Source organism: Streptomyces sp. AP-93 (assembly GCF_022808175.1).
In the GTDB taxonomy this organism is placed as follows: Bacteria; Actinomycetota; Actinomycetes; order Streptomycetales; family Streptomycetaceae; genus Streptomyces.
Genome location: NZ_JALGBX010000001.1, coordinates 175,530 through 199,198, shown reverse-complemented (window position 1 = coordinate 199,198; position 23,669 = coordinate 175,530). Strand labels below are relative to the sequence as shown.

At 72.6% G+C, this 23,669-nt stretch carries 23 protein-coding genes and 1 pseudogene; 14 read left to right on the top strand and 10 right to left on the bottom strand.

Annotated elements, in window-relative coordinates; translation table 11 throughout:
- Nucleotides 1-58 precede the first annotated feature (58 nt).
- The gene (locus MTF69_RS00955; protein ID WP_243329655.1) at nt 59-886 is read left to right on the top strand and encodes a site-2 protease family protein; all 828 of its coding nucleotides are present in this window, start codon (nt 59-61) and stop codon (nt 884-886) included.
- Here the strand turns inward: MTF69_RS00955 and MTF69_RS00950 are convergent.
- Together MTF69_RS00950 and npdG are read right to left on the bottom strand one after the other, a co-directional pair.
- Nucleotides 883-1,077, bottom strand: a complete 195-nt coding sequence (locus MTF69_RS00950; RefSeq protein ID WP_243329652.1) for a hypothetical protein — start codon at nt 1,075-1,077, stop codon at nt 883-885. The two genes, MTF69_RS00955 and MTF69_RS00950, sit on opposite strands and share 4 nt — an antisense overlap.
- A 185-nt stretch (nt 1,078-1,262) precedes the next feature.
- Nucleotides 1,263-1,976 carry an NADPH-dependent F420 reductase gene (gene npdG, locus MTF69_RS00945; protein WP_243329650.1) on the bottom strand — a complete coding sequence of 238 codons (714 nt, stop codon included), beginning with the start codon at nt 1,974-1,976 and terminating at the stop codon, nt 1,263-1,265.
- A gap of 201 nt (nt 1,977-2,177) precedes the next feature.
- Here npdG and MTF69_RS00940 point away from each other — a divergent pair, with 201 nt between their 5' ends.
- The gene (locus MTF69_RS00940; protein ID WP_243329648.1) at nt 2,178-2,783 is read left to right on the top strand and encodes a hypothetical protein; all 606 of its coding nucleotides are present in this window, start codon (nt 2,178-2,180) and stop codon (nt 2,781-2,783) included.
- Between the two features lie 18 nt (nt 2,784-2,801).
- Here MTF69_RS00940 and MTF69_RS00935 read toward each other — a convergent pair whose 3' ends face one another.
- Nucleotides 2,802-3,041 carry a hypothetical protein gene (locus tag MTF69_RS00935; RefSeq protein WP_243329646.1) on the bottom strand — a complete coding sequence of 80 codons (240 nt, stop codon included), beginning with the start codon at nt 3,039-3,041 and terminating at the stop codon, nt 2,802-2,804.
- A gap of 59 nt (nt 3,042-3,100) precedes the next feature.
- Between MTF69_RS00935 and map the strand changes: the two genes are divergently transcribed.
- Both map and MTF69_RS00925 read left to right on the top strand, forming a co-directional pair.
- Nucleotides 3,101-3,958, top strand: a complete 858-nt coding sequence (gene map, locus MTF69_RS00930) for a type I methionyl aminopeptidase (RefSeq protein ID WP_243329644.1) — start codon at nt 3,101-3,103, stop codon at nt 3,956-3,958.
- A gap of 146 nt (nt 3,959-4,104) precedes the next feature.
- On the top strand, nt 4,105-4,752 hold the full coding sequence (locus MTF69_RS00925) for a heme oxygenase (biliverdin-producing) (RefSeq protein WP_243329642.1): 648 nt from the start codon (nt 4,105-4,107) through the stop codon (nt 4,750-4,752).
- Between the two features lie 160 nt (nt 4,753-4,912).
- Here MTF69_RS00925 and MTF69_RS00920 read toward each other — a convergent pair whose 3' ends face one another.
- The 3 genes from MTF69_RS00920 to MTF69_RS00910 form a co-directional block, all read right to left on the bottom strand.
- A complete protein-coding gene (locus MTF69_RS00920) occupies nt 4,913-5,629 on the bottom strand; it encodes a PhzF family phenazine biosynthesis protein (RefSeq protein ID WP_243329633.1) in 717 nt (238 codons plus the stop codon).
- 19 nt (nt 5,630-5,648) lie between these two features.
- A complete protein-coding gene (locus tag MTF69_RS00915; protein ID WP_243329631.1) occupies nt 5,649-7,136 on the bottom strand; it encodes an HtaA domain-containing protein in 1,488 nt (495 codons plus the stop codon).
- Between the two features lie 437 nt (nt 7,137-7,573).
- Nucleotides 7,574-9,064 (bottom strand): HtaA domain-containing protein, encoded by a 1,491-nt coding sequence (locus MTF69_RS00910; protein ID WP_243329629.1) that lies wholly within the window; start codon nt 9,062-9,064, stop codon nt 7,574-7,576.
- A gap of 155 nt (nt 9,065-9,219) precedes the next feature.
- On the opposite strand from MTF69_RS00910, the gene MTF69_RS00905 reads away from it, so the two are divergent.
- The 6 genes from MTF69_RS00905 (at nt 9,220) to efeU (ending at nt 15,864) form a co-directional block, all read left to right on the top strand.
- Complete coding sequence (locus MTF69_RS00905) at nt 9,220-10,239, top strand: hemin ABC transporter substrate-binding protein (protein ID WP_374321912.1); 1,020 nt, start codon at nt 9,220-9,222, stop codon at nt 10,237-10,239.
- A gap of 1 nt (nt 10,240) precedes the next feature.
- Nucleotides 10,241-11,380, top strand: a complete 1,140-nt coding sequence (locus MTF69_RS00900; RefSeq protein WP_243329626.1) for an iron ABC transporter permease — start codon at nt 10,241-10,243, stop codon at nt 11,378-11,380.
- The gene (locus tag MTF69_RS00895; protein WP_243329624.1) at nt 11,377-12,300 is read left to right on the top strand and encodes a heme ABC transporter ATP-binding protein; all 924 of its coding nucleotides are present in this window, start codon (nt 11,377-11,379) and stop codon (nt 12,298-12,300) included. The genes MTF69_RS00900 and MTF69_RS00895 overlap by 4 nt, the downstream gene beginning before the upstream one ends.
- Nucleotides 12,301-12,486: 186 nt before the next feature.
- Nucleotides 12,487-13,626: an iron uptake system protein EfeO gene (gene efeO, locus MTF69_RS00890; protein ID WP_243329622.1), complete on the top strand. Its 1,140-nt coding sequence runs from the start codon at nt 12,487-12,489 to the stop codon at nt 13,624-13,626.
- A 34-nt stretch (nt 13,627-13,660) separates the two neighbouring features.
- Nucleotides 13,661-14,977: an iron uptake transporter deferrochelatase/peroxidase subunit gene (gene efeB / locus MTF69_RS00885; protein ID WP_243329620.1), complete on the top strand. Its 1,317-nt coding sequence runs from the start codon at nt 13,661-13,663 to the stop codon at nt 14,975-14,977.
- Between the two features lie 17 nt (nt 14,978-14,994).
- Nucleotides 14,995-15,864: an iron uptake transporter permease EfeU gene (gene efeU / locus MTF69_RS00880; protein ID WP_243329618.1), complete on the top strand. Its 870-nt coding sequence runs from the start codon at nt 14,995-14,997 to the stop codon at nt 15,862-15,864.
- 1 nt (nt 15,865) lies between these two features.
- Here efeU and MTF69_RS00875 read toward each other — a convergent pair whose 3' ends face one another.
- The 3 genes from MTF69_RS00875 to MTF69_RS00865 form a co-directional block, all read right to left on the bottom strand.
- The gene (locus MTF69_RS00875) at nt 15,866-16,456 is read right to left on the bottom strand and encodes a GNAT family N-acetyltransferase (protein WP_243329616.1); all 591 of its coding nucleotides are present in this window, start codon (nt 16,454-16,456) and stop codon (nt 15,866-15,868) included.
- Nucleotides 16,456-17,316, bottom strand: coding sequence for a PhzF family phenazine biosynthesis protein (locus MTF69_RS00870; RefSeq protein ID WP_243329614.1), 861 nt, complete (start codon nt 17,314-17,316; stop codon nt 16,456-16,458). Before MTF69_RS00870 ends, MTF69_RS00875 begins: the two co-directional genes overlap by 1 nt.
- Before the next feature lie 75 nt (nt 17,317-17,391).
- Nucleotides 17,392-18,162 carry an SDR family oxidoreductase gene (locus MTF69_RS00865; RefSeq protein ID WP_243329612.1) on the bottom strand — a complete coding sequence of 257 codons (771 nt, stop codon included), beginning with the start codon at nt 18,160-18,162 and terminating at the stop codon, nt 17,392-17,394.
- 109 nt (nt 18,163-18,271) lie between these two features.
- On the opposite strand from MTF69_RS00865, the gene MTF69_RS00860 reads away from it, so the two are divergent.
- Both MTF69_RS00860 and MTF69_RS00855 read left to right on the top strand, forming a co-directional pair.
- Nucleotides 18,272-19,591, top strand: a complete 1,320-nt coding sequence (locus MTF69_RS00860; RefSeq protein ID WP_243329610.1) for a Bcr/CflA family multidrug efflux MFS transporter — start codon at nt 18,272-18,274, stop codon at nt 19,589-19,591.
- Between the two features lie 61 nt (nt 19,592-19,652).
- Nucleotides 19,653-20,657, top strand: coding sequence for a small ribosomal subunit Rsm22 family protein (locus MTF69_RS00855; RefSeq protein WP_243329608.1), 1,005 nt, complete (start codon nt 19,653-19,655; stop codon nt 20,655-20,657).
- A gap of 209 nt (nt 20,658-20,866) precedes the next feature.
- On the opposite strand, the pseudogene ddaH reads toward MTF69_RS00855, so the two are convergent.
- Nucleotides 20,867-21,685 (bottom strand): annotated as a pseudogene (ddaH, locus tag MTF69_RS00850) (dimethylargininase); the annotation flags it as partial.
- Between the two features lie 115 nt (nt 21,686-21,800).
- On the opposite strand from ddaH, the gene MTF69_RS00845 reads away from it, so the two are divergent.
- Nucleotides 21,801-22,484: a TetR/AcrR family transcriptional regulator gene (locus tag MTF69_RS00845; RefSeq protein ID WP_243329604.1), complete on the top strand. Its 684-nt coding sequence runs from the start codon at nt 21,801-21,803 to the stop codon at nt 22,482-22,484.
- A 137-nt stretch (nt 22,485-22,621) separates the two neighbouring features.
- Complete coding sequence (locus tag MTF69_RS00840; RefSeq protein WP_243329602.1) at nt 22,622-23,371, top strand: bifunctional DNA primase/polymerase; 750 nt, start codon at nt 22,622-22,624, stop codon at nt 23,369-23,371.
- Nucleotides 23,372-23,669 lie beyond the last annotated feature (298 nt).

The window sequence follows — 23,669 nt, the reverse complement described above, 5'->3', positions numbered from 1 at the left end:
GCCCATTGTCTCCGGCCCGGAGCTCCCCCGGGCGCCGCCTCCGGGATAGGTTCGCCGTATGGGTCCCCAGGGCAGTACGAACCGTAGCCACCACCGCAGCACTCACGACCGCGGCGACCGGCAGATCAGTCCCGTGTTCCTCGGCATCTTCGCCGTGATGGCGGTGACCGGCTGGGCCGTGTGGACGGGGTACTCCACCAGCACCGGGCTGGCCGTCTTCCTCTTCGTCACGGCGGCGTGGATCGTCTCGCTGTGCCTGCACGAGTACGCGCACGCCCGCACCGCCCTGCACAGCGGCGACCTCAGCGTCGGCGCGAAGGGCTACCTGACGCTGAACCCCCTCAAGTACACGCACGCGCTGCTCAGCATCATCCTCCCCGTCCTCTTCGTGATCATGGGCGGCCTGGGCCTGCCCGGCGGGGCGGTGTACATCGAGCGCGACCGGATCGAGGGCCGCTGGCGGCACAGCCTCATCTCGGCGGCCGGCCCGCTGACGAACGTCGCCTTCGCGGCCGTCTGCACGGCCCCGTTCTGGCTGAACGCCCTGGACGGGGTCCCGATCCCGTTCCGCTTCGCGCTCGGTTTCCTGGCGCTGCTCCAGGTCTCGGCGGCGATCCTGAACTTCCTGCCGGTCCCGGGCCTGGACGGCTACGGCATCATCGAGCCCTGGCTCTCCCACAAGGTCCGCCGCCAGGTGGCGCCGCTGGCACCGTTCGGCCTGCTGGCCGTCTTCGCGCTGCTGTGGATCCCGGAGATCAACGCGTACTTCTTCGACGCGGTGTACGGCGTGCTGTCGTCCCTGGGCGTCACGGAGCTGGAGGCCTACTGCGGCCGCGACCTCTACCAGTTCTGGCAGGACACCAACGGCTTCTGCCAGGCGCCCTAGCCCGCGGTGCGGTCCGCTGCCGCGGCCTTCTCGATCTTCGCCTTGCGCACGTAGAACCACGCCATGTTCGACGTGATGCCCGCCATCAGCACCCACACGATCCCGAGCAGACTGCCCTCGACGAAGGAGACCACGGCGGCGGCAGTGGCGAGGACGCAGAGAACGACGGCGAACACGGCAAGGCGGGGCATGGTGGGGGCTCCTCGAAGACACTGAAGCGGTTCAAGCCCCTCCAGTGTCCCCCATGCCCCGGCGTGCTCCCGTCCGGCTGATGTCCGCCGTCCCGCCGAGGGGACGCGGGGCCACCCGTCCTGTCGACCCCGGCGAAGGAGGCCGGACGGGTGGACACCCTGCGGGCCCGCAGGGCCCGGCCGGGTCAGACGTCCGTGATGCGCAGGCCCGCGTGGGCCTTGTAGCGGCGGTTGGTGGAGATGAGGTTGGCCACCAGGGATTCGACCTGGTGGGCATTGCGCAGGCGGCCCGCGAAGACGCCCCGCATGCCCGGGATCCGGCCGGCGAGGGCCTGGACGATGTCGGTGTCGGCGCGGACCTCGCCGAGGACCATCACGTCGGTGTCGATCTCGTCGATCGACTCGTCCTGGAGGAGCACCGCCGAGAGGTGGTGGAAGGCGGCCGTGACCCGGGAGTCCGGGAGGAGGGCGGCGGCCTGCTGGGCCGCGCTGCCCTCTTCGACCTGGAGGGCGTACGCGCCCTGCTTGTCGAAGCCGAGCGGGTTGACGCAGTCGACCACGAGCTTGCCGGCGAGGTCCTCGCGCAGCGATTCCAGGGTTTTGGCGTGGCCCTCCCACGGCACCGCGATGATCACGATGTCGCTGCGGCGCGCGCACTCGGCGTTGTCCGCGCCCTCCACCCCGAGGCCGAGCTCGTCGGCGGCGGTCTGCGCGCGGTCGGCGGCACGGGAGCCGATGATCACCTTCTGGCCGGCGCGGGCGAGCCGGTAGGCGAGGCCCCGCCCCTGGTCGCCGGTGCCGCCGAGGACGCCTACGACGAGGCCGGAGACGTCGGGAAGGTCCCACGGGTCCTTGGCGGGGGCCTTCGCGGGCTGCTGCGTGCTGTCTGTGGAGGTCATGGGGGCGAGGGTAGCCGCGAGATCGTCAGAGTCGAATGCGCGGACGGTGTGAGATCCCCGAGCAGGAAGAGGAGGAGGTAGGGGGAGGAGGAGGTAGGAACAGGTGGGAGGTGACACCGTTTCATCGGTGTCCCGAGGTGCCTGGGGCGGGAGATGGGGGAACAGCTCCCGTTTGTCCCTTCCATGCGGCAGGATGCCGGTATGGACGCCGTGAGAGTCGCGCTGCTGCGCGAGGTGCTCGCCGGCACGGAGTGGCCCGGTGCCGCGCGCCGGTTCGCCGGGACGTTGCGGCGGTCGGTCGTGCCGGCCGGCGGGAACCTGCTGCTGGTCGGGACCGAGCAGTACGAGCCCTGGCACCTGGCGGCGCACCTGGTCGACGAGGCCGCCTGGTCGGGGCTGCCGGAGCTGGCGCCCACGCTCGTACGCCACCGGGTGCTGCCCGGCGACGCCCCGCACCTGTCGGTCGGGCTGAGCCGGCTGGAGGCGGCCCGGCGCGGTCACACCCTGCTGGTGGTGGCTCCGGAGCGGCCCGGGGACGGGCTGCTGGAGCGGGTGCACGACGCCCGGCGCGCGGGGGCGACCGTACTGTCCATGGACGGCGGGGACTCGGATCTCGGGACGCTCGCGCACGAGGCGCTGTCCGTACCGGACGGGGCCGCCGAGCTGGACCTGGACACCGTGCAGCACCTGGTCAGCGCGGCGGCCGGGGAGAACAGCCTGCCGGTGCAGCGCGGGCCGAGGCGGTTCCGGGACCGGCTGGCGCGGCTGGCCGACCAGTTGGCCGCGCCGCCGCCCAGCCGCTGGTAGCCGAAGCCGCAGGCGTGACTACGGGGTACCCGTGCCCTCTTCGGTCTCGCGGGTCTTGTCGTTCCATTTGGGGTCGTTCTGCCATTCGAGATTGCGCTCCTGCGCCGTCTCCATGGCGTGGTTCGCCTCTTCGGGTGTCGCGTAGGGGCCGAAACGGTCCTTCGCCGGGCACTCGGGGCCTTCCTCGACCTTCTTGTGGACCAGGCAGTAGTACCACTCGCCGGGTTTGCCCACCTGGCGCTTCTTGAACAGGGCCATCGTCAGGCTCCTCTCTCTGTCGCCATGCTGCCCCATACCCGCTCGATACACTCGCTCGTATGTCTGGCCAGTCGCTGCTCGTACCAGGCGAGCTCACTCCCGTCCGTTCCGTTCCCGGAAACATCCGCCGGCCCGAGTACGTGGGCAAGCCCGCGCCCACTCCGTACACCGGACCGGAGGTGCAGACGCCCGAGACCATCGAGGCCATGCGCATCGCCGGCCGGATCGCCGCCCAGGCGATGGAAGAGGCCGCCATGCTGATCGCGCCGGGGGTGACCACCGACGAGCTGGACCGTGTCGCCCACGAGTACATGTGCGATCACGGCGCCTATCCCTCGACGCTGGGCTACCGCGGCTTCCCGAAGTCCCTGTGTTCCTCGCTCAACGAGGTCATCTGCCACGGGATCCCCGACTCGACCGTCCTGCGGGACGGCGACATCGTCAACCTCGACGTGACCGCGTACATCGGCGGGGTGCACGGCGACAACAACGCCACGTACCTGTGCGGGGACGTGGACGAGGAGTCGCGGCTGCTCGTGGAGCGCACCCGCGAGGCCCTGAACCGGGCCATCAAGGCCGTCAGGCCGGGCCGGCAGATCAACATCATCGGCCGGGTCATCGAGTCGTACGCGAAGCGCTTCGGGTACGGCGTCGTCCGGGACTTCACCGGTCACGGGATCAACTCGTCCTTCCACTCCGGCCTGATCGTCCCGCACTACGACAGCCCGCACGCCACCACCGTCATCGAGCCCGGGATGACCTTCACCATCGAGCCGATGCTGACCCTGGGCACCCACGAGTACGACATGTGGGAGGACGGCTGGACGGTGGTCACGAAGGACCGCAAGCGGACCGCGCAGTTCGAGCACACACTGGTGGTCACGGACACCGGAGCAGAGATCCTCACGCTGCCCTGATCCGGGGAGAAGTGCCTCGCGGAGGTTTTTACCGACAAGGCGTCGGGAACATATTGACTTAGGTAAGCCTAAGAAGGAGGATCAGGTGTGGCGGCACGGCCGTCACGCCTGCTCCCCCTTTTCTTCCGATTCCTCGGAGGTCCGCCTTGGACGCCTTCTCGACCGTCATCCGTGTCGCCTCGCACGAGCAGCACACCGAGGCGGAGACCTCGACCTTCATGAGCGACCTGCTGGGCGGCCGTCTCGGTGTGGACGCCTACACCCGCTACACCGAGCAGCTGTGGTTCGTGTACAAGGCCCTGGAGGACGCCGCCGAGGCCCTCCGGGACGACGCCGTCGCCGGGCCGTTCATACAGCCCGAGCTGATGCGCCTCGCCGAGATCGAGCGGGACCTGGCCCACCTGCGGGGTCCCGAATGGCGCGAGACCCTGGTCGCACTGCCCGCCACCGAGGCCTACGCGGCCCGCGTGGCCGAGTGCGCCGCGTCCTGGCCGGGCGGGTACGTGGCCCACCACTACACCCGCTACCTGGGCGACCTCTCCGGTGGCCAGATCATCCGCGACAAGGCGGAGCGGACCTGGGGCTTCGAGCGCAAGGGCGACGGCGTCCGCTTCTACGTCTTCGCGGACATCTCCAACCCGGCCGCCTTCAAGCGGACCTACCGCGAGCTGCTGGACGCGATCGCCGCGGACGACCTGGAGAAGCAGCGCATCATCGACGAGTGCAAGCGCGCCTTCGACTTCAACGGCGCGGTATTCCGCGAGCTGGGCGAGCAGTTCCCGCTCAGCGCGTGACGCCTGCGGCGGGCTGAACGGGGAAGGGGGTGGGCCCATCGGGCCCACCCCCTTCCGGGCTTCGCCCCCGGGGCACGGCGGCGTGCGGCGCGGACGGCTGCCACCTAGGCTCCTGGGGCTCCGCCCTGGGCTCACGGGGCTCCGCCCCGGACCCCGCGCCTCAAACTCCCCCAGCTACCGCTGGGAGGTGCCCCCGGGCGAGGCTGGATGTGGCGCCGGCGGGGCTGGATTCGGCGAAGCGGACGCGGCCGCCGATTTCTACGGTGCCGTCCGGGCCCGGGGCGGTGAGGATCTGGGAGCCGGCGCCCTGGGTGATGTTCAGGGCGCGGTTCAGCTCGGCCGTCAGCAGCATCGCCGCCGAGCCGGTGGCCTCGTCCTCGACGATCGCCCGGTCGGGGCGGCGCGGGAAACCGCGGGCCCGGATCCGGCCCGCGGCCTCGTCCTCCCAGGCCCAGGCGTACAGCCAGCCCTCGCCCGGCGGCGGGCCGGGCAGCGCCTCGACCGCGGCGGCATCGGCGTACTGCTCGGTGCGCTTGCCCTCGACCCACTCGGGGCGGGCGGTGATCCAGGTGAACTCCCCGTCGTCGCGCGCCCACACGGCTCCCGCCGGGGGCTGGAGCTCCTCGATGTCGAGCAGCCACGCGACTCCGACCAGCGGGTGCCCCGCGAAGGACATCCGGGTGCCGGGGGTGCGGATGTCGACGATCCCGCGCTCGGGATCGTCGACGAACACCGTCTCGCTGTAGCCCAGTTCGGCGGCCAGTGCCTGCCGCGACGTGTCGTCGGGGCAGGACCGGCCGTCGCGTACGACGCCCAGCAGGTTGCCGTGGCTGCCGTCACCCGCGCAGAAGACCCTCAGGACGTCGAGATCGTTCACGCGGGAATTGAAGCACGGGTCAGTTCTGGGCCGTGCGGCGCCTGCGCGCGACGAAGACCGCGCCCGCGCCCGCGGCGATGATGGCGGCGGAGGAGCCGAGCAGCGCGCCGGCCGGGATCTCGGCGCCGGTGGCGGCGAGGCCGCCTCCGACGGTGCCGCCGCCTCCGGTGGCGCCGGTGCCGCCCGTGGTGCCGGTGCCGCCGGTGCCGGCCGGGGGCAGGACGGCGTCCTTGTCCACGGAGACGGTCAGGTTGACGTCGTCCGCGCGGGTCCCCACCGGGTACATCGAGCCGGTGGTGTCGTTGGCGAAGGCCGCGGAGCCCTCGGCCGTGAGCGCGGTGCGCACCGCGTTCAGGGCGAGTACGCCGTCCTTGGTCTTGTAGTCGGCCTTCGAGAGGTCGAGCGTGGCGAAGGGGATGTTCGCCTTGACCCCGGCGGCCGTCTTGACGTCCAGGACCAGGGTGCCCTTGTCGCCCTCGGCGTTGATGCGGACGTTGCCGAAGGTCATGTCGATGCCGTGGGCCGCGTACTGGAAGCGCAGGTTGCCCGCGAAGGTGGCGTTCAGCTTCCGCGCCTTGGCGTCGAGGGTGCCCTTGCCGCCGCCGAAGGCGAAGCTGTCGCCGTTCGCGACCGCGCCGTCGGTGGGGGTGACGGTGCCGCCCGCGCTCTGGACGTACTTGCGGAAGGACTCCTTGATGCCCCAGGCCAGCTTGCCGCTGAGGATCTGCTGCGGGCCGCCGGTGGCCGGGGAGCTGGTGGAGGCGGAGGGCGAGGGGGAGGCCGGCTTCGACGGGGAGGGGGACGCGGAGACCGAGGCGGACGGGGACGCGCTCTGCGAGGGCGAAGCGGAGGCCGAGGCGGAGGCGGAGGCGGAGGCCGAGGCGGACGGGGAGGGACTGTGGGAGGGCGGCGGCGGGAACTCCAGTACGGCCGTCAGCGGGTCACCCGGCTTGTCCTTGTAGGTGTCCGAGCCCAGGAGCTTGGCGGCGTCGGCGGTCAGCATGGTGCCCAGGTTGGCCATCGACTGCCCACCGAAGGCGACCTTCGCGAAGGCGACGTCCTTCGTGAGCACGCCGTCCCGGGTGACGTCGATGAGCAGCAGCTTCTTGCCGGTGTCGATGCGCAGGTTCGCGAGCTTCACCTCGAAGCGGTGCGCGGCCGACTTGAAGGTGACGCTGCCCTTGAAGGCGGCGGTCACGAGGTGAGTGGCCGGGTCGTACTTGCCGGTGGCGGAGCCGAAGGTGAAGCCCTTGGCGGTCTTCTTCGCGCCGTCCGCGACGGTGATCTCGCCCTGGGCGATGGTCGTGACGTAGGTGCGGTAGCTCTCCAGGACGCCCCAGTCGAGGGTGCCGCCGACGACCGGGATCGCCGCGCGGGCGCCCTGCGCCGCGGGGGCGGCCGGTGCGTTGCCGGCCGCGGTGGCGGGCAGGACGAACGCGGTGGCGGCTATCGCGGCGGCGGTGGCCACGGCGGCTGCGAGGGCGATGGGACGGCGGATCGATGCCATGTCGGGGTTCTCCTGAAACGGGGGTCGAGGAGGCGGAATGAACGGAACGGGGCGCCTGCCGGGGCAGGATGGAGCCGAGCCGGGCCCCGGAGGTCCGGGGCCCTGTCGTGCGCGGCCCCGGGGTGCGGGGCCCTGCGGGGCCTGGCGCGTGTGGCGCGCTGCGTACGGGTGGTGCGGTTGCGCGCCGGCCGACGGGCGGTCCGGGCTGCACGGGTGGTGCGGGCAGTGCGGGTCGTGCGGGTGGTGCGGGTGGTGCAGGTGGACGGGCCGCACGAGCGGACGGGCCGTGCGGGTCGTGCAGGTGGACGGGCCGTGCGGGCCGTGCGGGTGGTGCGGGCAGCGCGAGCGGACGGGCCGTGCGGGTCGTGCGGGTCGTGCGGTGGTGCGGGTGGTGCGGGTGGTGCGTGGTGCAGGTGGTGCGGATTCGGGGCGCGGGGTCAGTCCCGCGGACCGGCACCGGCAGGCCCGGTGGAGTCCGGGGAGTCGGAGGGGACGGCGGAGCCGGCGGCGGCCGGGGTCGCGGCGGCTTCCTTGCGGCGGTTGCGCAGGACCAGGAAGGCCGCTCCGCCCGCGAGGACGAGGACGGCCACCGCGAGGGCGGCGTACAGGCCGGTGTTCGAGGACTCGTCCGCCTTCGCGGCGTCGGCCGGAGCCGGGGCCGGCGGGGCTGCGGGGGTGGCCGTCGAGCCGAGGTTCGGGAGGGCCGGGAGCTTCGCGGCTCCGTCGAGGGCGACCGCGAGGGAGACGGGGTCCATCTCGGTGCCGGCCGCATACATAGAAAACGCGGCCATGGAGTTGAAGGCCTGGGCTCCGCCCTCGGTCAGGGTGGCCGGGGCTTCGGTGAGGGTGGCGAGGCCGCCCTCGGTCTTGAGGCCCTTGGCGTCGAACTCCACGAGCGGGACGGCGGGCTTGGTGTCCGTGCCGGTGGTGACGTCGGCGAAGAGCACGCCCTTGCCGTTCTCCACCTTGGCGGTGACCTTCGCCAGCTTCAGGTCGAGGTGAGCCCCGGTGAAGTGCACGGAGCCGGCGAAAGCGGCGTCAAGGGTGCCCTTCGCGCCGTCGTACGCGCCCTTGCCCTGCGGGAAGCGGAACAGCGCGCCGCCGTCCTGGGCGCCTTCGGCCAGCTCCCACTTGCCCTGGCCGATGGAGCCGGAGACATACTCGCGGAAGGTGCGCCGCACCCCCCAGTCCACGGCGGCGTCGGTGAACTGCCCGGCGGCCTGCGGGGACTGGGAGGCGGCCGGAGTGCTCGGCGAGGGCGCCGGCGACGCGGACTGTCCGGCCGCGGGAGCCGCGGCCTTGACGTCCACGGAGAGCGAGACCGGGTCGAGCTGGGCGCCCGCCGCGTAGTAGCCGGCGAAGGCCTTGGCGCCCTGGTCGGTGAGGGTGGCCGGGATGTTGGCGAGGGCGATCGGGCTGCCGCCGCCCTTCATGTTCACCCCGCCCAGGCCCAGCTTGGCGAAGGGGACCTGGGAGGCGGTGGTGACCGCTCCGCCCTCCTTGGCCTTGCTGGAGACGTCCACGTAGAGGGTGCCGCTGCCGCCGCTGATCTTGACGGTGGGGCGGCTGACGCTCATGTCCAGCTCGTACGTGCCGTCCGGCTTCTGGTGGCCCTGGAAGGTGACGCCGCCGCTGAAGGAGGCCTGCAGGGCGCCGCTGTCCGGGTCGTAGGAGCCGTTCGCGGAGTGGAAGCGGAACAGGCTGCCGCCGGCGGTGGCGGCTCCGCCCTTCAGCTTGAACCCGCCTTTTGCCACCGGGCCGGTGACGTAACTCTGGAAGGAGGATTTAATGCCCCAGTCGAGCCGCCCGCCCTCCACGGTGCGGTCCGCCGCCTGGGCGGCGGTCGCCGGAAGCAGGACGGCTCCCAGCAGGGCCGCCAGGGTCGCCAGCAGGGCGACGGCGGAAGCACGGGCGGGTCTTGCGGACATGAATGTCCCCTCCAGGGTCTAGCAGACGAGGTTAGGCTAACCTAAGCTACATCCGGCCAGGCGGGAAACCCCCCGGCACCCGGAACTTGAACTGTGAACCGGGACCCCTCTCCAGCCACTCCCGCTTCCAGTCGGACGATCAGGACGGTGCCTTCGTGCCTACGCCCGCCGCGTCAACCCGCATGTCCCGCTTCGCCGTCGCCCTGACCTCCGTGGTCCTGGCACTCGGCGTGAGCGCCTGCGGAGGTACGGCCACCCCCTCCCCCGCCACCGGAGCGGGCGCCCCGGCCGTCCCGGACCGGGTGGACCCGCTCGCCCCGGCGCCCGTACCCGTCCTTCCGGCGACCGTGGCCTCGGCGGACGGCGCCCGGGTGACCGTCACCTCGGCGGATCGGGTGGTGCCGCTGACGGGCGGCCTCAACGAGATCGTGTACACCCTCGGACTCGGCCCCAAGGTCGTCGCCAAGGACATCACCGCCACCTTCGAACAGGCGGCGGACCTCCCGGTGGTGACGCGGGGCCACGACGTCTCCGCCGAGAGCGTGCTGTCGCTGCGTCCGACCCTGGTGCTGGCCGAGACCACGACCGGCCCCGCCGAGGCGATCCAGCAGATCCGGGACGCGGGCATCCCCCTCCTGGTGGTGGCCCCGGCCAAGTCCCTGGACGACGTGGCGAAGCGGACCGATGCCGTCGCCGCCGCACTGGGCGTCAAGGAGGCCGGCGCGCAGCTGAACCAGCGCACCGCCGCCCGCATCGCCGCCGCCCGCAAGGCCCTGCCCGCCTCGGGCAAGAAGCCGCGCGTGGCCTTCCTCTACCTGCGCGGCACGGCCTCCGTGTACCTGATGGGCGGCTCCGACTCCGGCGCCGGTTCCCTGCTGGAGGCGGCCGGCGCGCTGGACACGGGCCCGGAGTCGGGGCTCGGCAAGGACTTCACCCCGATCACCAGCGAGGCCCTGGCGGCCGCCGCGCCCGACGCGATCCTCGTCATGTCCAAGGGCCTGGAGTCCGTCGGCGGCGTCGACGGGCTGGTCAAGATCCCGGGCGTGGCCCAGACCCCGGCCGGCATGGACCGGCGGGTGATCACCGTCGACGACGGGGTGCTGCTCAACTACGGCCCGCGCACCGACCAGGTCCTGACCTCCCTCATCACCCAGCTCTACGGCAAGGCCTCCTGACGTGTCCCTCTCCTACGAAGCCCCCGGGACGCCGCCCGGAGCGGACCCCCTTCCCGCTCCCGAGCCGGCGGCGTCCCGGGCCGCCCCCACCGCCGCCGGCGCACCGCCCCGGCGGCGGTGGGGTTCCGCCTGGCTCACCGGCGCCCTGGCCGCGGTACTCGTGCTGCTCGCGCTGGTCTCCGCCGGGGTGGGTGCCTACGAGATCCCGCTCGGGGAAGTGATCGGGTCGGTGCAGCACCGCCTCGGGCTCGGGGGCGCCGCCCTCGACCGGGTCGGGGAGAGCGTGCTGTGGAACGTACGGCTGCCGCGCGTGGTGCTCGCCCTGCTCGTCGGGGCCAGCCTCGGCTGCGCCGGGGCGCTGATGCAGGGGGTGTTCGGCAACCCCCTGGCCGAGCCCGGAGTCATCGGGATCTCGGCGGGCGCGGCCGTCGGGGCGGTCGCCGCGATCGGGCTGGGCCTGAGCTTCTTCGGCAACTGGACCATCACCGCCTGCGCGTTCGTCGCGGGGCTGATCACCGTCGGCGCCGTCTACCTGCTCTCCCGCAACGGCGGGAAGACCGAGGTCGTCACCCTCATCCTGACGGGCATCGCCGTCAACGCCTTCGCGGGCGCCCTGATCGGCCTGTTCATCTTCTTCGCGGACAGCGGCCAGGTGAACCAGATCACCTTCTGGCAGCTCGGCTCCCTCGCCCAGGCCACCTGGCCCAAGGTGCTCGCCGTCCTGCCCTGCGCGCTGGCCGGCCTGGCCCTCGCCCCCTTCTACTCCCGCAAGCTGGACCTGCTGTCCCTCGGCGAGCGCCCCGCCCGCCACCTCGGCGTCGACGTGGAGCGGCTGCGGCTCGCGCTGATCCTGCTCGTCGCGCTGCTCACCGCGGCGGCCGTCGCGGTGGCCGGGATCATCAGCTTCGTCGGGCTGCTCGTGCCGCACCTGCTGCGCATGGCCAACGGTCCGGGCCACCGGTTCCTGGTGCCGGGCAGCGCGCTCGCCGGAGCCGTGGTGCTGGTCGCCGGAGACCTGGCCGCGCGGACCCTCGCCCAGCCCGCCGAGCTGCCGCTCGGTGTCCTGACCGCCCTGCTCGGCAGCCCGTTCTTCTTCTGGCTGCTGCGCCGCACCCGTCGCAAGCAAGGAGGCTGGGCATGAGCGTCCGGCTGCGTTCCGGTCTCGCCGCACTCCGCCTTCGCGGGAACAAGCGCGCCGTTCCGGCCCGGCCGGCCCCCGGTGCGCCGCTCGCCGAGGTCACGGACCTGCGCGTACGGCTCGGTGGGCGCGAGGTGCTCGCCGGGATCGGGCTGACCGTGCGGGCCGGTGAGGTGCTGGCCCTGGTCGGGCCGAACGGCGCGGGCAAGTCCACCCTCCTGGCGGCCCTCTCCGCGGACCTGCCGGCCGCCGCCGGCGAAGTGCGGATCGACGGGCGCCCGGTGGGCGACTGGCCGGCCCCCGAGCTGGCCCTGCGCCGGGCGGTGCTCCCCCAATCGGCGGCACTGGCCTTCCCTTTCCCTGTGGAGGACGTCGTACGGATGGGCCGCGCCCCCTGGGCGGCCACCGAACTGGCCGACTCCGACGAGGAGGCGGTGGCCTCCGCCATGGCCGCCACCGAGGTGACGGGCTTCGCGGCCCGCCCGTTCTCGGCGCTCTCCGGCGGGGAGCGGGCCCGGGTCGCGCTGGCCCGCGTACTGGCGCAGCGGGCCCCGCTGCTGCTGCTCGACGAGCCGACGGCGGCCCTGGACCTGCGCCACCAGGAGCTGGTGCTGCGGATCTGCCGGGAGCGGGCGGCGGCCGGGGACGGGGTCGTGGTGGTCCTGCACGACCTGGGCCTGGCGGCGGCGTACGCGGACCGGGTCGCCGTGCTGCACGAGGGCCGGATCGCGGTGGACGGCCCGCCCGCGGAGGTGTTCGAGGACGGGCTGCTGAGCCGGGTCTACCGCCAGTCGGTGGAAGTCCTCCCGCACCCGCGGACCGGGGCGCCCCTGGTGGTCCCCGTACGGGACGGCGAGCCGCGGACACCGGGAGCCGGCCGTTCCGCCGTACGGAACGGCCACGGGGGTTTGACCTCGGCTTGACCCGGTCATGGGGGCGGCGTGGGGCGTCCGTAACAGCCCCGTGTCCGGCCCCCGCATGTGTGGGCCGAATCACTGGACGTGCGGGTATGGGTGAGGTAAGCCTCGGCTAAGTTAGGTCCGCCTCACCGGCCGCCTCACCCGATCGGGGCGGCCGTCTGCCGAACGCCAGACTGCCAGGAGCCCCCTATGCGCCCCGCCCGCCTCACCGTCGTCACCGCGGCAGCCGTCGTGGCCGCCCTCACCGCGGTCACCGGCTGCTCCGAGAAGAGCGACGCGTCCGGCGACGGCACCATCAAGGTGGCGGCCTCCGACTCGGCCTGCGAGGTCTCCGCGAAGGAGTTCCCGGCGGGCAAGGTCACCATCGAGGTCGAGAACAAGGGCTCCAAGGTCACCGAGCTCTACGTCCTGTTCCCCGACGACCGCATCGTCACCGAGCGCGAGAACATCGGCCCGGGCACCAAGGCCACCATCACCGCCGAGCTCAAGGCGGGCGACTACGAGATCGCCTGCAAGCCCGGCATGAAGGGCGACGGCATCCGCCAGCAGGTCAAGGCCACCGGCACGGGCACCGCCCTGAAGCGCAGCCCCGAGGCGGACGCCGCGGTCGCCGCGTACCGCAAGTACGTGCAGGAGCAGGCCGACGGGACCATTCCCAAGGCGCAGGCCTTCGCGGACGCGGTCAAGGCCGGCGACGTCGAGGCCGCGAAGAAGGCGTACGCCCCCTCGCGGATCGGCTGGGAGCGCACGGAGCCGGTCGCCGAGTCCTTCGGTGACATCGACCCGAAGGTCGACGTCCGCGAGGACGGCCTGGAGCCGGGCCAGGAGTGGACCGGCTGGCACAAGCTGGAGAAGTCCCTCTTCGCCGAGAACAAGATCGACGACGCGGACAAGAAGCTCGCCGACACCCTGATGGCCGACCTGGCCGTGTGGCAGAAGAAGGTCGGCCAGGCGGAGATCACCCCCACCTCGATGGCGAACGGCGCCAAGGAGCTCCTCGACGAGGTCGCCACCGGCAAGGTGACGGGCGAGGAAGAGCGCTACAGCCACACCGACCTGGTCGACTTCAAGGCCAACGTCGAGGGCGCGCAGAAGGCGTACGAGCTGCTCAAGCCGGTCACCTCGAAGACCGACCCCGCGCTCACCGCCGAGCTGGACAAGCAGTTCGCCGCGATGAACACCCTGCTGGACAAGTACCGCGCCGACAAGACCTCCTACGAGTTCACGTCGTACGACAAGGTCGGCGAGGCCGAGCGCAAGGAGCTCTCCGACGGCGTGAGCGCGCTGGGCGAGCCGCTCTCCATGCTGGCCGCCGCGGTCGCGAAGTAACTCCGGAACAGCAGAGCAGGCGGGAGATCCTCACATGAGCGAGTCGGTGTCCGGGCAGGAGTCCGCACAGGACGACGCGCACGGCGCGCCCGAAGGCGCGCCGGAGCAGGCGGGCTCGGCTTCGGGTGCGCCCTCGCGCCGGGCCGTCCTGGGCTGGGGCGGCGCGGGCCTCGCGCTCGGCGCGGCGGCGGCCGGCGGTACGGCTATCGCTCTGAACTCGGGCCCCGACATGGTCTCGGCGGCCGCGGCGGGGGCGGCCGTGCCGTTCCACGGTGAGCACCAGGCCGGTATCGCCAGTGCCGTCCAGGACCGCCTGCACTTCGCGGCCTTCGACGTGAAGACGAAGGACCGCGGCGAGCTGGTCCAGCTCCTCAAGGACTGGACCGAGGCGGCCCGCCTGATGACGGCCGGTCAGCCCGTCGGCGAGGGCGGCTTCGGCGGCCTGCCCCAGGCCCCGCCGGACGACACGGGCGAGGCACTGGGCCTCAAGCCCTCCCGCCTCACCCTCACCATCGGTTTCGGCCCCGGACTCTTCGCCAACGGCCGCTTCGGCCTGGAAGGCAAGCGCCCGGGCGCCCTGATCGACCTGGAGCTGTTCCCCGGCGACAACCTCGACTCGGCCCGCTCCGGCGGCGACCTGTGCGTCCAGGCCTGCGCCGACGACCCCCAGGTCGCCGTGCACGCCATCCGCCAGCTCGCCCGCATCGGCTTCGGCAAGACGGTGGTGCGCTGGTCGCAGCTGGGCTTCGGCAAGACCTCCTCGACCACCCCCGAGGAGCAGACCCCGCGCAACATGATGGGCTTCAAGGACGGCACCCGGAACATCTCGGGCACCGACAAGGCCGCCCTGGACAAGCACGTGTGGGTCGGCGCCGGCGACGGCAGCGACTGGCTGACCGGCGGCTCCTACCTCGTGGCGCGCCGGATCCGGATGAACATCGAGATCTGGGACCGCACCTCCCTGGGCGAGCAGGAGGACATCTTCGGCCGCGACAAGGGCGAGGGCGCCCCCGTCGGCAAGTCCAAGGAACGCGACGAGCCGTTCCTGAAGGCGATGAAGCCCGAGGCGCACGTCCGCCTCGCGCACCCCGACACCAACAACGGCGCGATGATGCTGCGCCGCGGCTACTCCTTCACCGACGGCACCGACGGACTGGGCCGCCTCGACGCGGGCCTGTTCTTCCTCGCCTACCAACGCGACGTCCGCACCGGCTTCGTCCCGGTCCAGCGCAGCCTGGCCAAGGCCGACGTCCTCAACGAATACATCCAGCACGTGGGTTCGGCCGTCTTCGCCGTCCCGCCGGGCGTCCGCGACAAGGACGACTGGTGGGGCCGGACGCTGTTCGCGTAGGGACGGGGAGAACCGAAGTGTTCAGCAACTATCTGATCGGACTGCGCGAGGGGCTGGAAGCCAGCCTCGTCGTCTGCATCCTCATCGCCTACCTGGTGAAGACCGGGAACAAGGACAAGCTGGGGCCGCTGTGGCTGGGTGTCGGCCTGGCCGCCGCCCTGTCCCTGGCCTTCGGCGCGGGCCTCGAATTCGGCACGCAGGAGTTGACCTTCACGGCGCAGGAGGCCATCGGCGGCACCCTGTCGATCGTCGCGGTCGGCCTGGTGACGTGGATGGTCTTCTGGATGAAGCGCACCGCGCGGCACCTGAAGGCCGAGCTCCAGGGCAAGCTCGACGCGGCGCTCGCGATGGGCACCGGCGCCCTGGTGGCGACGGCGTTCCTGGCCGTCGGCCGGGAGGGCCTGGAGACCTCGCTGTTCGTGTGGCGCTCGGTGCACGCGGCCGGAGACGGCGCGGGCCCGCTGATCGGCGTGCTGCTCGGCATCGGGTCCTCGATCGCCCTGGGCTGGCTGTTCTACCGGGGCGCGCTGAAGATCAACCTGTCGAAGTTCTTCACGTGGACCGGCGGCATGCTGGTCGTGGTCGCCGCGGGCGTCCTCGCGTACGGGGTCCACGACCTCCAGGAAGCCGACTTCCTGCCGGGTCTGACCAACAAGGCCTTCGACATCAGCTCGACGATCCCGCCGGACAGCTGGTACGGGACCCTGCTGAAGGGCACCTTCAACTTCCAGCCGGACCCGACCGTGCTCCAGGTCGTCGTGTGGACCCTGTACCTGGTCCCGGTGCTCGCCCTGTTCCTGGCGCCGTCGCAGGCCAAGCGCAGCAAGCCGGAACCGAAGCCGGAGTCCGCGGCGCCGGCGTCGGCGTCGGAGCCGAGCGGCTCCTGACTCACCACAATCTGTCGATCGTCCCCGGGTAGAGGGGGACTCGAATGCCGGTGAAGGCCGCGCGGACCTGGTCCGCGCGGCCTTCGCCGTCCGCGGAGCCGGCCGGGAACGCCGCGAGCACCGTCTTGTCGAGGCCCGGGGCGTCCGTGGCGAGAGGCTCCGCCGGGGTGCCGCCGACCAGGACCGTGCCGGGCAGCACCTCGAAGCCGGCCGCCTCGTAGAACGGGACCAGCTCCCGGTCGCAGCTGAACAGCGCCAGGTCCACCGCCGGATCGGCGGCGAGCCCGGCGCGGGCCGCCGCCACCAGCCGGCTCCCGTACCCGCGCCCCCGCAGGTCGGCCCGAGTGACCACGCCGCTCAGCCCGGCCGCTCGGTACGTACGCCCGTCCGCGAGCCGGACCGGCTTGTGGAGGAGCGCCAGGCAGGCGGCGACCCGTCCGCCGGCGTCCAGGAGCAGTACCGCGCGCGGGCGGAGCGCCGGGTCGTGCCCGGAGGACGACCCGGGCCACGCCTGCGCCTCCAGGGCCGCCACCTGTTCGGCGAGCCCGGCGGGCAGGTCTTCGTACGCCTCGATGGGCCCCTCGATCCGCACTACGGGATCAGCGCCCCCGCGCCGCCCACCCGGACCCGGGGGTCCCCGGAGCGGAGCTCCACCGTCAGGACGCCGGGGCGGCCCATGTCCTCGCCCTGGTGGAGGGTCAGGACGGCGTCGGCCGGGACCAGGCCGAGCTCGCGGGCGTACGCGCCGAAGGCGGCCGCGGCCGCGCCGGTCGCCGGGTCCTCGACGACGCCGCCGACCGGGAAGGGGTTGCGCACGTGGAACTCCGCCGGGCCCGCCCGGTACACGAGCTGCGCGGTGACCAGGTCGAGGCGGCGCATCAGCGCCTCCAGCCGGGCGAAGTCGTAGTCGAGGTCCGCGAGCCGGGCCCGGGTGGCGGCGCCGAGCACCAGGTGGCGGGCGCCGCCGTAGGCGATCCGCGGCGGGAACGCCGGGTCCAGGTCGGCGGCCGGCCAGTCCAGCGCGGCCAGGGCCTCGGCGAGGTCGGCCGGGTCCAGGTCCTCGGTGTGCGGTTCGACGCTGGTCAGGGTGGCGCGCAGGCCGCCGCCCTCCCGGGTCACCGACACCGGCACGGTGCCCGCCTTGGTCGCGAACAGCAGCTCGCCGGGGCCGACCCGCTCGCCGAGCGCGACGGCGGTGGCCACGGTGGCGTGCCCGCAGAACGGGACCTCCACCTTCGGGCTGAAGTAGCGCACGGAGAAGGCCCTCCCCGGCTCACCGCCGAGGCCCTCGGGCGGTGCGGTGAGGAAGGCCGTCTCGCTGTAGCCCGCCTCGGCGGCGATCTCCAGCATGGCGGCGTCGTCCAGACCGCTCGCGTCGAGCACGACTCCGGCCGGGTTTCCGCCCTCCGGATCGTCGGAGAAGGCGGTGTAGCGCAGTACTTCGATCGTCATGATCACCACAACCCCGGCCCCCGGGCGGGCATTCCCCCGGAGCCGAACAAGATCAGCCGCGCCCGGCGTACGGGATCAGCCGCGCCCGATGTACGGCATCGCGGTCGCCATCACCGTCGCGAACTGCACGTTGGCACCCAGCGGGAGCTCCGCCATGTGCAGCACCGTGCGCGCCACGTCGGCCGCGTCCATGACGGGCTCCACCGCGAGCTGTCCGTTGGCCTGCATGATCCCGGTCTGCATCCGCTCGGTCATCTCGGTGGCCGCGTTGCCGATGTCGATCTGCCCGCACGCGATCCCGTACGGGCGTCCGTCCAGCGACAGGGACTTCGTCAGGCCGGTCATGGCGTGCTTGGTCGCGGTGTACGCGATCGAGTTCGGCCGGGGCACGTGCGCGGAGATGGAGCCGTTGTTGATGATGCGGCCGCCCTGCGGGTCCTGGGCCTTCATCACCCGGAAGGCCGCCTGCGCGCAGAGGAAGGAGCCGGTGAGGTTGACGTCGACCACCGAGCGCCAGGCCTCGTACGAGATGTCCTCCAGCGGGACTCCGGCCGGGCCGAAGGTGCCCGCGTTGTTGAAGAGCAGGTCGACCCGCCCGTAGCGCTCCCGCACGGTCTCGAACAGCACGGCGACGTCGTCCGGATTGCTCACGTCGGCCCGGACGCAGAGCACGTCGGCTTCGGCATCGGCCGCCCGCGCGGCCCCCGCGGTCTCCTCCAGGGGCTCGGTCCGGCGGCCCGCCACGGCCACCGACCATCCGGCGGCGGCCAGGGTCAGGGCCACGGAGCGGCCGATTCCGGAGCCGGCCCCGGTCACTACGGCGATCTTCTTCACACGTGCGTTCATGGGGCCGCAGGCTACGTCACACGGGACATCGCCCCCGGGACGTTCCGATTGCTGAGAACATGGGGCGATCCGGGGGTGTGAAGACACGATAAGAAGACTGGAGTTCCGTATGTCGGAGCGAGGCCCCGCGACAGCGCCCTCGAAGGATTCGTCCCCCACGACTCCCTTCCCTCTCAGCACCCCTCCCCAGACGGCCGCCCGCCGGACGGGACTGCTCGTCACCTTCATCCTCGGCGGACTCAGCGCGCTCACCCCGCTGTCCATGGACATGTACCTGCCCGCGCTGCCGGCGGTGACCACGGATCTGAACAGCCCGGCCTCGACCATCCAGCTCACCCTCACCGCCTGCCTCGCCGGCATGGCCCTGGGCCAGCTGGTGATCGGTCCGATGAGCGACAAATGGGGCCGCCGGCGCCCCCTGCTCGTCGGCATGGTCGTCTACGTCCTCGCCACCGCCATCTGCGCCTTCGCCCCGACCGTCGAGCTGCTGATCGCCTTCCGGCTGCTCCAGGGCCTGGCCGGCGCTGCCGCGATCGTCATCGCGCGGGCCGTCGTGCGCGATCTGTACGACGGGGTCGAGATGGCCCGGTTCTTCTCCACCCTGATGCTCATATCCGGCGTGGCGCCGATCATCGCCCCGCTCATCGGCGGCCAGGTGATGCGCTTCGCCGACTGGCGCGGGGTCTTCGGCGTCCTCACCGTCGTGGGAGCCCTCCTGACCCTCCTGGTCTGGCGGAAGCTCGGCGAGACGCTGCCGCCCGAGCGGCGCCAGACCGGCGGCGTCGGCGCCGCGCTGCGGACCATGCGCGGACTGCTCGCCGACCGGGTCTTCGCCGGGTACACGCTGGCCGGCGGCTTCGCCTTCGCGACGCTGTTCGCGTACATCTCCGCCTCGCCGTTCGTCGTGCAGGAGATCTACGGTGCTTCGCCGCAGACCTTCAGCCTGCTGTTCGGCGTCAACTCCCTCGGCCTGATCACGGTGGGCCAGATCAACGGCAAGCTGCTGGTCGGCCGGGTCCGCCTGGACAAGGTGCTGGGGTACGGACTCGCGGTCGTCATGGCGGCCTCGGCCGCCCTGCTCCTCATGACCGCGGGGGTCTTCGGCGAGGTCGGGCTCTTCGCCATCTGCGCCGGACTGTTCGTCCTGATGTCCGCGATGGGCCTGGTGCTGCCGAACACGAACGCGCAGGCCCTGATGCGCGCCCCGCACGCGGCCGGCTCGGCCTCCGCCCTGCTCGGCACCTCCTCCTTCCTGGTCGGAGCCGTGGCCTCCCCCCTGGTCGGCATCGCGGGCGAGGACACGGCGGTACCGATGGCCGTGGTCCAGGCGACCTGCGCCCTCATGGCGGTCCTCTGCTTCGTCGTCCTGTGCCGCCCCTGGCGGACCAGCCCCCCGACGACGGCGACGGCGACGGCGACGGCGAGCTGATCGTCCGGGGCCGGGTCCGGGCTGCGGACCCGGCCCGGCCCCGGCCCCGTAAACTTGGCGGGTGAACGACACCGCCACCACCACCGCCGAAACCCTGCGCAGCGCCCTCGCCGGACTGCTCGAAGGCCTCCCGCAGAAGCAGGCCACGGCCGCCGTGGAGCGGCTGATCGCCAACTACCGCGGCCAGATCCCGACCCACACCCCCGTCCTGCGCAACCGCTCCGACGTGGCCGCCTACGCGGCGTACCGGATGCCCGCCACCTTCGAGGCCGTACGGTCCGCCCTGGACGGGCTCGCCGAGGCGGCCCCGGGCTGGTCCCCGGCCTCGCACGTGGACGTGGGCGGCGGCACCGGCGCGGCGGCCTGGGCCGCGGACTCGATCTGGGGCGGGCCGCGCGAGACGGCGGTACTGGACTGGGCGGATCCGGCCCTGGACCTCGGCAAGGAGCTGGCCGCGGCCTCCTCCTCCCCCACGCTGCGGGCCGCCGAGTGGCGGCGGACCGTCATCGGGGCCGGCCTGACGCTCCCGGGGGCGGACCTGGTGACGGTCTCGTACGTCCTGGGCGAACTGACCCCGGAAGCCCGCCGCGAGGTGGTCGCCGAGGCGGCGCGGGCCGGTCAGGCGGTGGCGGTGATCGAGCCGGGCACGCCGGAGGGGTACCTGCGCATCCGCGAGGCCCGCGACCAGCTGATCGAGGCCGGGCTGCGGGTCGCGGCCCCGTGCCCGCACGACGGGACCTGCCCCATCGAGGTCGGCAAGGACTGGTGCCACTTCTCGGCCCGGGTCAGCCGGTCCTCCCTGCACCGGCAGGTCAAGGGCGGCTCCCTCTCCTACGAGGACGAGAAGTTCAGCTACGTGGCCGCCACCCGCTTCCCGGTGGAGCCGGCCGCCTCCCGGATCACGCGCAGGCCGCAGATCCGCAAGGGGCTGGTCCTGCTGGAGCTGTGCGGACCCGAGTCCGAGGGGCAGACCCACGTCAACGTGACCAAGCGCCACGGCGACCTGTACAAGGCCGCGCGGAACGCCGACTGGGGCCAGGAGTGGCCGCCTCCGCAGGGGGCCTGAGCCCGGGAAGGCCTGAGCCCGCGAGGGCTGAGCCTGCGGAGGCCTGGGCCCGCGAGGACTGAGCCCGCGAGGACTGAGCCTGCGGAGGCCTGAGCCCGCGAGGACTGAGCCCGCGAAGGCCCGGGCCGTCGAAGGCTTGAGCCCGCGAAGACCTCGGCCCGCGGAGGCTGAACCCCCGCGGGCCCGGGCCCGTCGGGACCCGCGGACGGCTAGGGCCTCAGCTCCTGCGTGCAGCACTTCACGCTGCCGCCGCCCTTGAGCAGCTCTCCCAGGTCCATCGGGACCGGCTCGAACCCCCGCGCCCGCAGGGGTGCGAAGAGTCCGGTCGCCTCCTGCGGGAGCAGCACGTGCCGGCCGTCCGAGACCGCGTTGAGCCCGAGGGCGGCCGCGTCCTCGGCCCGCGCGATCAGCGCGTCCGGGAAGAGCCGGCGCAGGACCGCCCGGCTGCCCTCGGAGAAGGCGTCCGGGTAGTACATGACCTCGTCGCCGTCGAGCACGGACAGGGCCGTGTCCAGGTGGTAGTAGCGCGGGTCGACCAGGTCGAGCCCGATGACCGGGCGGCCGAAGAACTCCTGCGCCTCGTCGTGCGAGAGCGGGCTGGAGCGGAAGCCCCGGCCGGCCAGGATGTAGGTGGCGGTGACGGCGAAATCACCCTCGCCCTCGTTGACGTGGGACGGCTCGTGCACTTCCTGGAAGCCGTGGCCGCGGAACCAGTCGAGGTGGATCTCCGCCTCGGCGGCCCGCTCGGGGTAGGCGAACCGCGCGCCCAGCACCCGGCCGTCGACGACGAGGGCGCCGTTGGCCGCGAAGACCATGTCGGGCAGACCGCGTTCGGGGACGAGGGTCTCGACGGTGTGGCCGAGGGCCACGTAGCGGTCGCGGAGGTCCTCCCACTGGGCCATGGCCAGGGGCAGGTCCACCGGTTTCGTGGGGTCCATCCAGGGGTTGATGGAGTACGTGACCTTGAAGTGCGCCGGTGGGCACATCAGGTAGCGCCGGGGTGTGGCGTCTCTGCGCAATGAAGGCTCCTCACGGTGATGAGAAGAGAATCGTCTCTCCTCGGCGGGAACGGCGCAGTGAACTGATTGGGTGGTTTCCCGAACGGCTGAAAAACGAGTGGTTCGGTGTTGATAAGTTGCCGAAATGAGCTCCAGCCCCCTCCCTGCTCCCGACTCCGACCCCAACCCCGACTCCGGTCCCGGCCCCTCCTCCGCCCCCCGGTCCCCGGACGCCACGCGCCGCAGCGACCGCTCGCGGCGGGCCATCCTGGACGCGGCGCTCGACCTGGTGGGGGAGGTCGGCTACAACAAGCTGACCATCGAGGCCATCGCCGCCCGCGCCGGAGTCGGCAAGCAGACCATCTACCGCTGGTGGCCGTCCAAGGCCGCGGTCCTGCTGGACGCCTCGGTCGCGCTCGCCGGGGACGCGCAGTCCGAGGGGGCGTGGACCGGCTTCCCCGACACCGGGGATCTGGCCGCCGACCTGAAGTACGTACTGCGGGCGACGGTGGACGAGTTCGCCGACGAGCGGTACGCGGCCCCCGCGCGCGCCCTGACGGCGGCCGGCGCCACCGACCCCGAGCTCGGGGCGCGCTTCACCGAGCAGCTGCTGGAGCCCCAGCTCGCGCTGTACGAGGAGCGGTTGCGGTCGGCCCGCGAGGCCGGGCAGCTCCCGCCGGACACCGATCTGCGGCTCACCGTGGAGATGCTGCTCGGACCTCTGACCTACCGCTGGCTGCTGCGCACGGCGCCGCTCACGCACGCGTACGCGGATGCGCTGGTGGACGCGGTGCTGGGCGGGGCCGGGGTGGGGTGGGATAAGTCATGACCCCCTGATGGCCGAGAACATATGGCCGATTTCTATGGTTATGCGGGAGTCCTGGTCGGGGGGTGCGGTCACCCGGCGCCCAGGATGGTGGGAACATGTGAGGGTCTGCCGGGGCAACGGTGTAGGTGAGGGGATAGATGGGGTCTGAGTCGGGCCGCGTCAAACGCGGCGAGCAGAGCAGGATTTCCCAGTGGCTGCGCCGCAAGCCGAAACCCGACGCCGCGGACCCCGCACGAGAACGCGAAGCCCTGCTGCTGGCCGTCGCCGCGGCGGGTCTGCCGATCTCGCCCGCCGCGCACCCCGCCGGCTACCGGTGCTCGTGCGACCGGATCGGCTGTCCGACGCCCGCACGCCACCCCGTCTCCTTCGCCTGGCAGACGCAGTCCACGACGGACCGCGCGCAGGTCGAACGCTGGGCGCGCAACCAGCCCGCGGCCAACTTCATCACCGCGACGGGCATGGTCCACGACGTCCTGGACGTCCCCCTGGAAGCCGGGCACAGCGCGCTGGAACGCCTGCTGGCCGCCGGCATCGAGGTCGGTCCGGTCGCCGAATCGGGCGGTACGGGCGACCAGGCCCGGATGCTCTTCTTCACCGCGACCCGGGGTACGCCCGAGGACGAGGACGAGTGGTGGCCCTGCGAACTGGACTGCCACCCCGAGACGATGGACGAACACCCCGGGCTGCGCTGGCACTGCCGGGGCAGCTACGTACTGGTGCCGCCGGCCGCACTGCCGGGGGACCTCTCGGTGACCTGGCTCCGCGGGATGGAGCATCCGCTCGTCGATCCGCTGACCCTACTGGAAACCCTCACGGACGCGTGCGCCACCTACGCCGGCACGTCCGACCACACCCCCGCCACCGTCGCCTGGCCCCTGGGCCGCTGACCGGCCCCATTCAGCCTCGCCGGCGTTTGAGGCGCGGGGGTCCCGGGGCCGGCCCCCGGCAGCGACGCCGCACCGTGCCCTGGCCGCTGCGCGGGGCCGGGTCCCCTACCCGCCCTTCGCCCGTTCCCCGGGCTCTGCCCGGACCCCGGTCCTCACACGCCGGACGGGCTGGGAGGGGTACCGGGCTGCGCCCGGACCCCCTGGGGCTCCGCCCCAGACCCCGGTCCTCAAACGCCGGACGGCTGAAAAGTCTCCGGGATTGCCCCGCCGTGGCATGCGCGTGTGGGCTGACCGCAGC

Excerpts from the sequence above, each read along its gene's own strand:
- efeB (WP_243329620.1), top strand. The coding sequence starts at position 13,661 with ATGAGCGAGTCGGTGTCCGGGCAGGAGTCCGCACAGGACGACGCGCAC.
- npdG (WP_243329650.1), bottom strand. The coding sequence starts at position 1,976 with ATGACCTCCACAGACAGCACGCAGCAGCCCGCGAAGGCCCCCGCCAAG.
- MTF69_RS00895 (WP_243329624.1), top strand. The coding sequence starts at position 11,377 with ATGAGCGTCCGGCTGCGTTCCGGTCTCGCCGCACTCCGCCTTCGCGGG.
- efeO (WP_243329622.1), top strand. The coding sequence starts at position 12,487 with ATGCGCCCCGCCCGCCTCACCGTCGTCACCGCGGCAGCCGTCGTGGCC.
- MTF69_RS00955 (WP_243329655.1), top strand. The coding sequence starts at position 59 with ATGGGTCCCCAGGGCAGTACGAACCGTAGCCACCACCGCAGCACTCAC.
- MTF69_RS00865 (WP_243329612.1), bottom strand. The coding sequence starts at position 18,162 with ATGAACGCACGTGTGAAGAAGATCGCCGTAGTGACCGGGGCCGGCTCC.
- MTF69_RS00860 (WP_243329610.1), top strand. The coding sequence starts at position 18,272 with ATGTCGGAGCGAGGCCCCGCGACAGCGCCCTCGAAGGATTCGTCCCCC.
- map (WP_243329644.1), top strand. The coding sequence starts at position 3,101 with ATGTCTGGCCAGTCGCTGCTCGTACCAGGCGAGCTCACTCCCGTCCGT.
- MTF69_RS00870 (WP_243329614.1), bottom strand. The coding sequence starts at position 17,316 with ATGACGATCGAAGTACTGCGCTACACCGCCTTCTCCGACGATCCGGAG.
- MTF69_RS00845 (WP_243329604.1), top strand. The coding sequence starts at position 21,801 with ATGAGCTCCAGCCCCCTCCCTGCTCCCGACTCCGACCCCAACCCCGAC.
- MTF69_RS00935 (WP_243329646.1), bottom strand. The coding sequence starts at position 3,041 with ATGGCCCTGTTCAAGAAGCGCCAGGTGGGCAAACCCGGCGAGTGGTAC.
- MTF69_RS00840 (WP_243329602.1), top strand. The coding sequence starts at position 22,622 with ATGGGGTCTGAGTCGGGCCGCGTCAAACGCGGCGAGCAGAGCAGGATT.
- MTF69_RS00915 (WP_243329631.1), bottom strand. The coding sequence starts at position 7,136 with ATGGCATCGATCCGCCGTCCCATCGCCCTCGCAGCCGCCGTGGCCACC.
- MTF69_RS00940 (WP_243329648.1), top strand. The coding sequence starts at position 2,178 with ATGGACGCCGTGAGAGTCGCGCTGCTGCGCGAGGTGCTCGCCGGCACG.
- MTF69_RS00950 (WP_243329652.1), bottom strand. The coding sequence starts at position 1,077 with ATGCCCCGCCTTGCCGTGTTCGCCGTCGTTCTCTGCGTCCTCGCCACT.
- MTF69_RS00910 (WP_243329629.1), bottom strand. The coding sequence starts at position 9,064 with ATGTCCGCAAGACCCGCCCGTGCTTCCGCCGTCGCCCTGCTGGCGACC.